The organism is Chitinophaga cymbidii, from assembly GCF_007992715.1.
Classification (GTDB): domain Bacteria; phylum Bacteroidota; class Bacteroidia; order Chitinophagales; family Chitinophagaceae; genus Chitinophaga; species Chitinophaga cymbidii.
Genome location: NZ_BKAU01000006.1, coordinates 136784 through 149482, shown reverse-complemented (window position 1 = coordinate 149482; position 12699 = coordinate 136784). Strand labels below are relative to the sequence as shown.

The following is a 12699-nucleotide window of genomic DNA, read 5'->3' as shown; positions in this document are numbered from 1 at the left end:
AACGTCGATTCTGATGATTATAGTTGAGTGTAAATGATCCTTAGTTTGATGTTGGCCGGTGGTGCAGCATTACCGCCGCCGGCCCTTACACCGCGCATGTCAATGTTATACCTGCTGGAAATGGCTTCCAGTTTAAATACTGAATTTTCCAGCTTTCTGTCCACAATGAACTGCAGATGCCGTGCAATATTAAACTTATATTGAACAACTTTGATGCCTCCCGGCAGATCTATGACAGTTCTGTTACCGCCGTAGTAAGCGAGATCGGGATTGGAGGGGTTGCCGTAATCGATGATATAGCCGAGGCTGTCATGCGTGATATACCTCCAGAGGAAAAGGCGCTCGGGCTCCGTGAATACGGTACTTGGCTCTGTGCCGGTGGAGATCTGCGTAACAACGAGTTCCGCCTTGTTGATAATGGATTTCGGGAAGTTCTCCAGGTTGGGTATCTGCAGCTGAGAGAAAATACCGGGAGCTTCCTGCAGGTAAATGCGGTTCTCTCCTTCCGGTTTGTTGGTATTGATATACGGCGCTGCGTCAGACCCGGTGTAGTTGCGGGTGAAGTAGTTGGCGTGAGCGCTGGCATATTGCTGGAAGGGGAAGTTGGCTGTCAGGGAGTCGTCCGTAGAGTTCTTGTAATAAACGGTGAGGCGGGTGTCTCCGCTGTTGAGGTTCGGGAACAGCATGGTCCTGTTATTCGGCAGCGAAGTATCCGGAACGATGGCGAAGCCTTTCAGGAATACGCGGAAGGCGGAGTCCGTTTTGAAGGCGCCGTCCGCCCGCTGTTGCAGCATTTCGTTACCGAAAGTGTTGCTCAGCTTGAAGCGCAGCTGCGGCGCATATTTTTCGCCGTAGATGGAAAGCGAGTCATTCGGATGCACGGGGCCGATGGTGGCGGTGCCGAGCAGTTCCGCGGGATCATAGCTTAAAGGTCTTGTATAGCTGTAATTGGAATCGATCTTGAAATCAGGCTCGTTCATCCGGTAAATGCGGAAGGTAAGCGGGGCATCCGCTCCGTACCATACGGTATCGCAGCCGATATACAATACTACCGAATCCAGTACGTGACCGGTTCCCGCAAAGGTGTATTCGCTGGAAGAAAGACCTACCTGTGTATACAGGAAACCATGTGACTTCCCGAAAACCGGGTCGTTGGTAACGCTGCCCATGGTAGCGCGGTAGTTACCCTGACCGGTGCGTATGCTGGAATCCGCCAGGTATACGTTGGAAGTGATCAGGTTATCGAGCGTGGTATCTTTTACATTCACTTTATCTGTGCCGGGAATGAGGTCCTTGCCCAGAATGGTGGATTCGTTACAACCTGAAAATGCGTACAATACTGTCGATAGAGCAGCTACACAGCCAAGGTTCCTGAAATTGATCTTCACGTAATTTGGTTTGAACGATTTGGTAGAATTGTCTTTAATGAAAAGTTAAAAATAGGAAGTTAAAATCAGTATCAGGAGTGCGACTGCAAGTTTTAACTTTTCATTTTTACTTTCGTTTCCGGCCGGTTATTTGGCGCCCAGTAATTGTTGATAAAGCTGCAGGTAATCTGCAAGATCTTCATTCTCCTTTTTAAAAGGCACCACGATCTTGCCTTTTTCGGCTTTCAGCTCTTCTACCAGTTTCTTGTCTGCCTTGTCGCTGGCGAGTACCACGGCATCGGCATATTTGCTGGCGCCCTTGTTGAGGGCTGCGTTGGTTCCGTCTTTATACAGCTCCAGGTCTTTTTCCTTGATCTGGTTGCTGATGATCGCTTTTTTAACGAAGGATGCGCCCAGCTTCTCCTTGAAGGAGTTCGGCTCGAGGGAGAACACCGTTTTTGAATGGGCGAATACCGGTTCCTTTTTATAAGCGGTTTTAAGATAAAGGGGGATCAGGGAAGTCATCCAGCCGCTGCAATGGATAATATCCGGCGGCCAGCCAAATTTCTTAACGGTTTCCAGGGCTCCCTTACAGAAGAACACCTCGCGGGCCGCATTATCTTCGTAAAACTTGCCGTCATCGTCATGAAACACCGCTTTGCGCTTGAAATAATCTTCATTGTCCAGGAAGTAAACCTGCAATCTTGCATTCGGCAGGGAGGCTACCTTAATGATAAGCGGGTAATCATCCCCGTCGATCACAATATTAATGCCCGATAAACGGACCACTTCGTGCAAGCGGTGCCTCCGTTCATTAATGCTGCCAAACCTCGGCATGATAACCCTCACTTCAAGACCGGCCTCATTAGATTTGATCGCCATTTTATTAACCATTGCCGCATAATCACTCAATTCCAGATAAGGCGACATCTCTTGGGCTATAAAAAGAATTCTTTTCTTTGTGGACATTTAATGCTGATTATTAATGCAGTTATTTTTAATTTGGCTTGCAAAACTACGAAATTTTTAGGTAAAAAGGGCCAATTTGTCACTTTTAACATCCTTTTAAGCACACCTTTATGTACTTGTTTAAAGAAATTGCCCGTCTGCAGGAGGCATTGGAACAGGAAAAAACGGCAGGCAGACGGATCGGGTTTGTTCCAACCATGGGCGCACTGCATGAAGGTCATCTTTCCCTTATCCGCGCTGCGAAAGCCGCCACTGACGTTGTTGTCTGCAGTATTTTTGTCAATCCTACACAATTTAACGATCCGAAAGATTTCGAGAAATATCCGGTCACTATAAAAGAAGATATCCTGAAACTGACCGGCGGCGGAACAAATATTCTTTTTCTGCCCTCCGTAGCCGAAATGTACCCCGAAGGCGTAAACGGCCGGCAGCCGCACTACGATTTCGGCTACCTGGAAACCGTGCTGGAAGGCGCCCACCGTCCCAACCACTTCCAGGGGGTCGGTATTATTGTGCATAAGCTGTTACAGGCCGTTCAGCCGGATGATCTTTTCATGGGACAAAAAGATTTTCAGCAATGCATGATTATCAAGCGTTTATTAGAGATAACGCAAATTCCGTCTAAATTACACATTTGTCCCACCCTGCGGGAAAAAGACGGTCTTGCCATGAGCAGCCGCAATATGCGCCTTGATCCCGCCGCGCGACAAATTGCCACCCGCATCAGCCAGGCGCTCGGCTATGTAAAGGAAAATATCAGGTCACTGCCTTTTAATATAATAAAGGAAAATGCCAGTAAGCAATTGCAAGATGCTGGTTATCAGGTTGATTATATTGAGATTGCGGATGCATCAGATTTGCAGTTATTAAAGGAGCCAGTGGACCGGAACATGGTGGTGCTTGCCGCGGCCAAACTCGGGGAAGTGCGGCTGATCGATAATATGATCATCGCATCTCCGGGGCATGCGGGGAGTTAAACCGGGGATTACCCATGGATTATCCATGGATCATCCATAGCATATCCATGGCATACCCATAGATACCCCCCGGTACCCTCTCCATAGGTACCAGCCGGTAAAAGCGTAACAAAATGATAAATCCTCCCGCCGGCCTTCCTGTTAATTAAAATTCCTCTACCTTTGCGGACTACACCAGAAATATGTTGATCGAAGTACTCAAATCAAAGATTCACAGGGCGGTTATTACGGAAGCCAATCTGAACTACGTGGGCAGCATCACGATTGATGAAGACCTGATGGATGCGGCCAACCTCATTCAAAATGAAAAAGTACAGGTGGTGAACGTAAATAACGGCGAACGCCTCGAGACCTATGTTATCAAAGGCAAACGCGGCTCGGGCGTGATCTGCATGAATGGTCCCGCTGCCCGCCTGGTGGCTGTGGGCGACATCGTGATCATTATTTCCTACGCCACGATGGATCTGGAGGAAGCCAGGCAACATACGCCCATCGCTGTTTTCCCGAAGGAAGGCAACAAACTGTAAACCAGCCGCCACTGCTCATGCCCAAGACGCTGAAAAACATCCTTAAATTCCTGGCCTTTTTGAGCATTGGCCTGTTCATGATCTGGCTGGCCGTCAAAGACATGACGCCGGAGCAGTTCCGGGACGTAAAGAATGCCTTTCTCAGCGGCAACTACTGGCTGGTCATCCCCGCATTCATTATCGGCATCGGCAGCCACCTTTCCCGTGCGCTGCGCTGGAAAATACTGATCTCCACCCAGGGCTACCGCCCCGGTACCCTGAATACCTTTTTTGCCGTGATGGTCGGCTACCTTGTGAACATGGGGGTGCCCCGCCTCGGGGAGATCGCCCGTTGCGGCGTGCTGGCCAATTATGAAAAGATTCCCGGCGACAAGCTCATCGGCACCATGATCGCGGAAAGGGCGCTGGACCTCGTGTGCCTGATGCTCGTATTCCTGCTTTGCCTGTTCCTGCAGCTGGACCTGGTTACCGGTTACCTCTCCGCCGAAGTATGGCCCTCCGTGAGAACCAAGCTCGCCAACGCGGATGCCACGCAATGGCTCATCATCCTCGCCATCGCCGCCGCCGTTGTTGGTCTTGTCGTTTTCCTGCTGAAGAAATTCGCCGCCTCCAAAGCCGCCATTAAGATGAAGGCCCTGCTGAGAGGCGTGTGGGACGGCTTCTCCTCCATCGGGAAAATGGACGGCAAAAAGCTCGGCTGGTTCCTCTTTCATACCATCTGCATCTGGTTCCAGTACCTGGCCATGCTGTACGTTGGCTTCCTCTGCCTCCCCGCCACAAGGGAACTCGGCTTTACCGCGGCGCTGACCGTACTGGTGCTTGGCAGTGTAGCCATGATCGTTAGTCCCGGCGGCATCGGCGTATACCCTTTCCTCATTCAAAAGACCCTCCTGCTCTACAACATACCCGAAACCACCGGCGTAGCCTTCGGCTGGATCATCTGGGGCGCGCAGACGCTGCTGATCTGCATCCTCGGGCTGCTGTCTTTCATCTGGCTGCCCATTCACAACAAAAAGTCGTAATTTAATATTAAGTTAACACTGGCAGTATAGCCACTCGCAGGCTTTTTTATAACTTTTGCAGTTGTATTCCTATGCCATTGTGGGATACATGTAAATCATGTGAATATGAGTATGGATCAGACTGCCCTCGCTATAAAGCCGGTAAAAGAAAAAAAAGCACCGGTGAAACGAATTACAAAACAGCGGATCACAGTAAAAAAGAGAAAGACCATTGTACGGGACATCAGCTGGCTCTCCTTCAACGCCCGCGTACTGCAGGAAGCGGCGGACACCACCGTTCCCCTGCTCGAAAGGCTCCGCTTCCTCGGCATCTTTTCCAATAACCTCGATGAGTTCTTCCGCGTGCGCGTGGCCACCCTCAAACGTATGAGCACCGTGGGCCGCAGCGCCAGGATGCACCTGGAAGAAAATGCGGACCAGATACTGGAAGACATCCAGCGCACCGTGATCAGCCAGCAGCAAGAGTTTAACCGCATCTGGAAAGAGATAGAAGACGAGCTGAAACGGGAAAAGATTCACCTGCTCACGGAAAAGCAGCTCAACCGCGAGCAGCAGAAATTCGTGACCAGCTACTTTAACGAAGAAGTGCGCACCAATATCATCCCGCTGATGCTCGAAAGCATCCCGCAAATGCCTTATCTGCGCGACAAATCCATCTACCTCGCCGTGGTGCTGGCCAGGGAGGATAATTCGGTCAGACAGAAGTTCGCGCTGATAGAGATCCCCACTTCCACCCTGCCGCGCTTCATCATCCTGCCGGCAAAAGAGGACGAACATGCCATTATTCTGCTGGAAGACCTGATCCGCTTCAACCTGCCGCATGTCTTTTCCTATTTCGGATACGACAAGTTCTCTTCACATATCATCAAAGTAACGCGGGATGCGGAGCTGGACATCGACAACGACGTGTCCACCAGCCTCATCCACCAGATAGAAAAAGGTCTCAAGGCGCGCCGGAAAGGCAAGCCGGTGCGTTTTATATACGACCAGCAGATCGATGCGCTGCTGCTGGAATACCTCATGCGCCGCATGGGGCTTTCGAAAAAGGACAACCTGATCCCCGGCGGAAGGATCCACAATTTCAAGGACTTCATCAACTTCCCCGAACAGGTGTTCACGCGCGAGCGCACCCGCCGCAAAACCTTTATCCATCCCCTTTTCCAGAATGCGCCGAGCGTGATGCAGGTCATCGCGCAGCAGGACGTGATGCTGCATTTCCCCTACCAGTCCTTCGACACGATCATCGACCTCCTCCGCGAAGCGGCCATGGACCCGAATGTGACCACGATCAAGATCACGGCGTACCGGCTGGCGAAGAACAGCCGCATCATCAACGCCCTCATCAACGCCGTACGCAACGGCAAACAGGTGGTGGTGGTGCTGGAGCTGCGCGCCCGCTTCGATGAGGAAGCCAACCTGAAATGGAAGGAAAGGCTCGAAGAAGAAGGCGTAAAGGTATTGTACGGCATCCCCGGCATGAAAGTGCACGCCAAGCTCTGCGTGATCAAAAAGCGCCTGGGCAACAAAACCGTGCAGTACGGCTTCGTCAGCACCGGCAACCTGAACGAAAAAACGGCCAGGATTTACGGCGATCATTGCCTGCTGACCACCAACCGCAATATCATGGCGGACATCAACCGTATTTTCAGCTACCTCGAAAACAGCCGTCACGATGAGAAAGTGCTGCAGGCATGTAAAACGCTGGTGGTTAGTCCATATAACATGCGCAGGCATTTCATCCGGATGATAGACCGCGAGATCCGCCATGCGCGCAGAAAGAAGCCCGCCTCCATCATCCTTAAAATGAACTCCCTTTCGGACGAAGAGCTGATCGGCAAGCTGTACGACGCGGCGCGGGCAGGCGTGGAAGTAAAGCTGGTCATCCGTGGTATCTGTTGCGCCTATACGGAAAATAAAAAATGGAAAAAGAACATCGAAGCCGTCAGCATCGTAGACGAATACCTGGAACACGCCCGCGTGTTCATCTTCCACAACAACGGCCATGAAAAGGTATACATCGCCTCGTCCGACTGGATGGTGCGCAACCTGGACCACCGCGTGGAAGCGGCGGTAGCCATTGAAACGCCCTCCATCCGGCAGGAGCTGATAGAGATCCTCAACATACAGCTGAACAGCAATGTGAAGGTGCGGGTGCTGGACAATGAGCAACAGAATGCATACAAGCATTCCAGCGGCCGCAAGGTCCGCGCGCAGGTGGAAATTTATAAATACCTCCACGAAAAAACATACCTTTGACGCAATTGCGGATTGGTTCATTTCCGTAATTAAAAATGTACAATCCGTATTTGAGTTATGAAGCTGGCAGCAATAGACATCGGTTCCAATGCCGCACGTTTATTAATTTCTGATGCATCCCCCAAACCCAATGGGGAAATGGACTTCACCAAAGTGAACCTGGTGCGTGTACCGCTGCGTTTAGGCATGGACGTGTTTGCCGGCGGCAGCATTTCGGAAAAACGCGCGGAAAGCCTGCTGAAGACCATCAAGGCTTACAAGCTGCTGCTCGATGTATATGAAGTGAAATACCTCAAGGCCGCGGCTACTTCCGCCATGCGCGATGCATCCAACGGCATGCAGATCCTCGAAAAAGTAAAACAGGAAACGGGGGTGGACATCCGCGTGATAACGGGGCAGGAAGAAGCCTCTTATATTTACGAGAACCATGTAGCCGAGAACCTGGACAAGACCAGGAGTTATCTTTATATCGATGTGGGCGGCGGCAGTACCGAGCTGACCTTCTTCAGCGGCAACCAGCTGGCATTCAAGGAATCTTTCAACATCGGCACTATCCGGCTGCTGCAGGGCGTGGTAACGGACGAACACTGGCAGCAGATGAAGGATTTCCTCAAGCAGCAGCTGCGCCCCTTCTCCCAGCAGATCACCGCTATCGGCTCCGGCGGCAACATCAACAAGGTATTTTCCCTCTCCAAAAAGAAAGAAGGCAAACCGCTTACCTTCGACCAGCTGAAGGACTACTATAAGGAATTCAGCAGCTTCAGCGTGGAAGAACGCATCCATCTTTACAACCTCCGGGAAGATCGTGCAGACGTGATCGTGCCTGCGTTGCAGATATACGTGAACGTGATGCGGTGGACGGACATCCAGGAGATCTACGTGCCGAAGATCGGCCTGGCGGACGGTCTTGTACGCTCCCTCTATAAAGAAATCGGGGCACTAAGCGCCCGCTGATCAAAAAATAGTTCTAAAAGTGGATTTATATTGTAACCTTTGCTGTTTAGCTAATTGTTATTCATAATGTCTGCTGTAAATAAAGAGATCAAGCGCATCACCACGCACATCCTGCAAAAGATGAAAACAGACGGAGAGCGGATCTCCATGCTCACCGCCTATGATTTTTCCATGGCCAGGATATTTGACGACGCGGGTGTGGACATCCTGCTGGTAGGCGACTCCGCCTCCAACGTTATGGCAGGCCACGAAACCACCTTACCCATCACGCTCGACCAGATGATCTATCACGCCGCTTCCGTTGTGCGGGCCATCCGCCGGAGCTTTGTGGTGGTAGACCTTCCCTTCGGCTCCTACCAGGGCAATTCCAAGGAAGCCCTCAGCTCCACCATCCGCATCATGAAAGAAACCGGCGCGCATGGCGTCAAGATAGAAGGCGGTGAGGAGATCATCGAATCCGTGAAAAGGATCATCTCCGCGGGCGTTCCGGTGATGGGCCACCTGGGGCTTACTCCCCAGTCCATCTACAAGTTCGGTACTTATGCCGTACGCGCCACGGAAGACGCGGAAGCCCAAAAGCTGCTGCAGGACGCCAAACTCCTGCAGGAAGCAGGCGCCTTCGCCATTGTGCTGGAAAAAATTCCCGCGCTGCTCGCCAAACAGGTAGCGGAAGAACTCACCATTCCCACCATCGGCATCGGCGCCGGCAAGTATGTGGACGGACAGGTGCTGGTGATGCACGACATGCTCGGCATCAACAAGGAATTCAAGCCGCGGTTCCTCCGCCGCTACCTCAATCTTTATGACGACATCTACAAAGCCACCCAGGAATATATTCACGACGTGAAGAGAAAAGATTTCCCGAACGACCAGGAACAATACTAAAACCGGAACGGGAGTTTTAACAAAATTCAAAGTGTTAAACTCCCGTTTCCCTTTTGAAAAGCCTTATATTCGCTGTAATGAACGCATTGTTGAACATACAGCTTTCCCTCCTCTCCTTTCTGCGCAGCACCTGCTCGCATGTTCCATGATCGCGCATTTTCCCCCGGCCCTTTTACAACATATCTAACCATCAAAAAAGAAACATGACAACGCTGGAAACAGTATTGGATGGCCTTATGAGCCGTTATAAGGATCGCGTTCCCGATGTGGGCGCCATCATCAGCGCCATGATCGCCGAAGGCATCATCGGCAAGGCATCCGACATTGAAAATGATCATATCGCTTTCCGCACCCTCGGCGTGGAGCACCTGGGCATACAGTCCCTCGAAAAGATATTTCTCCATTACGGCTATACGAAACGCGACTACTACAACTTCCCCGAGAAAAAGCTGGATGCATACTGGTATGCGCCGCCCTCTGAACAATATCCGCGCATCTTCATCAGCGAGCTGCGCGTAAAAGACCTCAGCGCTTCCGCGCAGGAGATCATCCGCAGCTACACCAGCGAAGTGAAGCGCGACCCCGTGGAGGGGCTGGACCTGGATAACGGCGCGGCGGTAGACACCTTCCTGCACAGCGCGCTCTGGCGTACGCCGGCGCTAAAGGACTACCAGGCGCTGGCCGCAGAAAGCGAATACGCCGCATGGGTGATCTATAACCGCTACTACCTGAACCATTTCACGGTAAGCGTGCATAATCTCAAACCGGGATACAATACCATAGCGGATTTCAATGCTTTCCTCGAAAGAAAGGGCTTCCGCCTGAACGATGCCGGTGGCAAGATCAAGACCAGTCCGGATAACGGCCTGCTGCAAAGCAGCACCGTGGCCCGGATGATCCCCGCCACCTTTGCGGGCGATGAAATGTCCGAGATCGCGGGGTCTTATGTGGAGTTTGCGGAAAGACGGGTGTTGCCGCAGTTTGCGCACCTGCCCGCACAGGAGATCAAAAGGGCGCACCGGCGCGAGGGTTTTGAAGCGAATAATGCGGACAAGATATTCGAGAGCACGTATTCGGCGCAGACGGGGAAGCAATGACCGTGTGGCTGTACAATCACAACGACCGTTCGCCCGTGCCGCGCCGGGTGCCGCCGCAATCACAACCATCATTCGCCCGGACCTGGTGCCGCCTAATGCGGCAGCTTCTCCTTCACCCGCCCGTACACCCAGGTCCCCGCAATAGCGCTGAGCAGCGTAACGATCACCACAGTAAAACCGCTGCCCACCTGCGCGAACAAAGGCCCAGGACAGGCGCCCGTAATAGCCCAGCCCAGTCCGAACAGCAGTCCCCCGTAAATATTTCCTTTGGTAAATACTTTTTGAGGGATCACCACCGGATCGCCGGAAAGCGTGCGGATATTGAATTTGCGGATCAGCAGCACGCCCAGCATGCCTGTTATCACCGCACTGCCGATCACGCCGTACATGTGAAAGGATTCCAGGCGGAACATTTCCTGGATGCGGAACCAGGAGATCACCTCCGATTTTACGAGGATAATGCCGAACAGGGCGCCCAGCAGCAGGTATTTCACATTTTTCATAACAACCATTTCATCAGGTGAGGCAAAACAAGATTCGTCATAATGAAACCACCGGCCATAAAACAGATAGTCGCCACCAGGGAAGGCCACTGAAGCGTGGAAAGCCCCATAATGGAATGCCCGGAGGTGCAGCCGCCGGCGTACCGGGTGCCGAAGCCCACCAGGAAGCCGCCGAGGATGAAGAATACCAGTCCAGCCGGACTGGCCACCCGGCTCCAGTTGAAGATATCGCCGGGCATCAGCTCGTCGAACTCCTGTACGCCGGAAGCCTTCAGCGCCGCGATGGTGGCGGGGTTCAGCTGTACCGGCTGGTTGTTGTAAAAGAAGACCAGCGTAAGGGCCGCGCCGAGGCAAACGCCGCCTACGAAAAATAAATTCCAGCTTTCTTTTTTCCAGTCATACTGAAAAAATGGAATTTTGCCGGGAAAGCAGGCAGCGCAGATATGGCGGAGGGAAGACGAAATGCCGAAGGCTTTGTTGCCGATGAGCAGCAACAGCGGCACGATCAGTCCGATCAATGGCCCGGCAACATACCAGGGCCAGGGTTGGTGTAGGAAATTCATTTTTAAATTTACAAATTATCGGCCATGCCGGTAGTGAAATTGAAACGATATGCAAAACATCCTGAAACAGTTTAACATCGAAGCAGTCAACAGTGGTGCGTCCACCGGATCACAGTGGCTGGCAGCCGGCGGGCCGGAGCTTGTGTCCAGCTCCCCGGTAGACGGAAAGGCCATTGCGGCCGTGCGCACCGCTACCCGCGGTGACTATGACGCCGTGGTGCAAAAAGCGGCGGAAGCCTTCCAGGCATGGCGGCAGTGGCCCGCGCCGCGCCGTGGCGAAGTAGTGCGGCAGGTAGGCGAAGCCCTGCGAAGCAGCAAGGAAGCGCTCGGCCGGCTTGTATCTTACGAAATGGGGAAAAGCCTGCAGGAAGGATACGGCGAGGTGCAGGAGATGATCGACATCTGTGATTTTGCCGTGGGCCTCAGCCGGCAGCTGCACGGGCTGACCATGCACTCTGAAAGGCCCGGCCACCGGATGTATGAACAATGGCATCCCCTTGGCATCACCGGCATCATTTCCGCCTTTAACTTCCCGGTGGCGGTGTGGAGCTGGAATTCCATGCTCGCCTGGGTTTGCGGCAACGTCTGCATCTGGAAGCCCTCTGAAAAAACACCGCTTACCGCCATCGCCTGCCAGCAGATCACCGCGAAAGTGTTTGCCGCGAACGGCGTGCCCGAAGGCGTATCCGGCCTCATCATCGGGGAACGCGAAGCCGGCGCCTGGATGGCGGAAGATCCCTGCATCCCGCTGGTGTCCGCCACCGGCTCCACCCGCATGGGCAAAAGCGTGGGCGCCGCCGTGGGAGCACGTTTGGGAAGAGCGCTGCTGGAACTGGGCGGCAACAACGCCATCATCATATCCAAAGAAGCGGACCTGGACATGAGCCTCATCGGCTGCGTATTTGGCGCCGTGGGAACGGCCGGCCAGCGCTGCACCTCCACCCGCCGCCTCATTATCCACGACAGCGTGTACGATTCCTTTAAAGACAAGCTCGTGAAAGCATACGGCCAGCTGCGCATCGGCAACCCGCTGGATGAACAGCACCACGTTGGCCCGCTGATAGACAAACAGGCGGTAGACATGTACCTCGCCGCCATTGAAAAATGCAAGGCCGAAGGCGGGCGCTTCCTGGTGGAAGGCGGCGTACTGGAAGGCCAGGGCTATGAATCCGGCTGCTACGTGAAGCCCGCCATCGCGGAAGTGGAGAACGGCTACAGCATTGTGCAGCACGAAACATTCGCGCCCATTCTTTATCTCATCCGGTACAGCGATCTTGACGAAGCGATCGCTTTACAGAACGGCGTGCCGCAGGGGCTTTCCTCCGCTATCATGACGCTGAACCTCCGCGAAGCAGAGCTGTTCCTGTCGCAATCAGGCTCTGACTGTGGTATTGCGAACGTGAATATCGGTACCTCCGGCGCGGAGATCGGCGGGGCGTTCGGTGGTGAAAAAGAAACGGGAGGCGGGCGCGAAAGCGGCTCTGATGCGTGGAAAGCCTATATGCGAAGGCAGACCAACACCATCAATTACTCAACAAAATTACCATTAGCGCAAGGAATAAAATTTGACCTGTAACAG

At 53.0% G+C, this 12699-nt stretch carries 12 protein-coding genes; 8 read left to right on the top strand and 4 right to left on the bottom strand.

From position 1 onward, the window contains the following. Positions 1-17 precede the first annotated feature (17 nt). Together CCY01nite_RS23315 and CCY01nite_RS23310 are read right to left on the bottom strand one after the other, a co-directional pair. Complete coding sequence (locus CCY01nite_RS23315; protein ID WP_186831222.1) at positions 18-1388, bottom strand: DUF4270 family protein; 1371 nt, start codon at positions 1386-1388, stop codon at positions 18-20. 126 nt (positions 1389-1514) lie between these two features. Continuing rightward, entirely contained in the window at positions 1515-2336 is an 822-nt protein-coding gene (locus tag CCY01nite_RS23310) for a glycogen/starch synthase (RefSeq protein WP_146866825.1), read from the bottom strand. A gap of 110 nt (positions 2337-2446) precedes the next feature. Here CCY01nite_RS23310 and panC point away from each other — a divergent pair, with 110 nt between their 5' ends. The 7 genes from panC (at position 2447) to CCY01nite_RS23275 (ending at position 10054) form a co-directional block, all read left to right on the top strand. Then, positions 2447-3313: a pantoate--beta-alanine ligase gene (gene panC / locus CCY01nite_RS23305; protein ID WP_146866823.1), complete on the top strand. Its 867-nt coding sequence runs from the start codon at positions 2447-2449 to the stop codon at positions 3311-3313. 182 nt (positions 3314-3495) lie between these two features. Then, positions 3496-3840, top strand: a complete 345-nt coding sequence (gene panD / locus CCY01nite_RS23300) for an aspartate 1-decarboxylase (RefSeq protein WP_146866821.1) — start codon at positions 3496-3498, stop codon at positions 3838-3840. 17 nt (positions 3841-3857) lie between these two features. Continuing rightward, positions 3858-4862, top strand: a complete 1005-nt coding sequence (locus CCY01nite_RS23295; RefSeq protein WP_146866819.1) for a lysylphosphatidylglycerol synthase transmembrane domain-containing protein — start codon at positions 3858-3860, stop codon at positions 4860-4862. A gap of 105 nt (positions 4863-4967) precedes the next feature. Further along, on the top strand, positions 4968-7118 hold the full coding sequence (gene ppk1 / locus CCY01nite_RS23290; RefSeq protein ID WP_246130025.1) for a polyphosphate kinase 1: 2151 nt from the start codon (positions 4968-4970) through the stop codon (positions 7116-7118). A gap of 57 nt (positions 7119-7175) precedes the next feature. Next, complete coding sequence (locus tag CCY01nite_RS23285; protein WP_146866817.1) at positions 7176-8072, top strand: Ppx/GppA phosphatase family protein; 897 nt, start codon at positions 7176-7178, stop codon at positions 8070-8072. Between the two features lie 66 nt (positions 8073-8138). Then, on the top strand, positions 8139-8957 hold the full coding sequence (gene panB, locus CCY01nite_RS23280; protein WP_146866815.1) for a 3-methyl-2-oxobutanoate hydroxymethyltransferase: 819 nt from the start codon (positions 8139-8141) through the stop codon (positions 8955-8957). Positions 8958-9160: 203 nt separating this feature from the next. Then, positions 9161-10054: a DUF1338 domain-containing protein gene (locus CCY01nite_RS23275; protein WP_146866813.1), complete on the top strand. Its 894-nt coding sequence runs from the start codon at positions 9161-9163 to the stop codon at positions 10052-10054. 92 nt (positions 10055-10146) lie between these two features. On the opposite strand, the gene CCY01nite_RS23270 is transcribed toward CCY01nite_RS23275, so the two are convergent. Further along, entirely contained in the window at positions 10147-10557 is a 411-nt protein-coding gene (locus tag CCY01nite_RS23270) for a DUF6691 family protein (RefSeq protein WP_246130024.1), read from the bottom strand. Then, positions 10554-11120, bottom strand: coding sequence for a YeeE/YedE family protein (locus CCY01nite_RS23265; protein WP_146866809.1), 567 nt, complete (start codon positions 11118-11120; stop codon positions 10554-10556). Before CCY01nite_RS23265 ends, CCY01nite_RS23270 begins: the two co-directional genes overlap by 4 nt. A gap of 49 nt (positions 11121-11169) precedes the next feature. Between CCY01nite_RS23265 and amaB the strand changes: the two genes are divergently transcribed. Continuing rightward, positions 11170-12696 (top strand): L-piperidine-6-carboxylate dehydrogenase, encoded by a 1527-nt coding sequence (gene amaB / locus CCY01nite_RS23260; RefSeq protein WP_146866807.1) that lies wholly within the window; start codon positions 11170-11172, stop codon positions 12694-12696. Positions 12697-12699 lie beyond the last annotated feature (3 nt).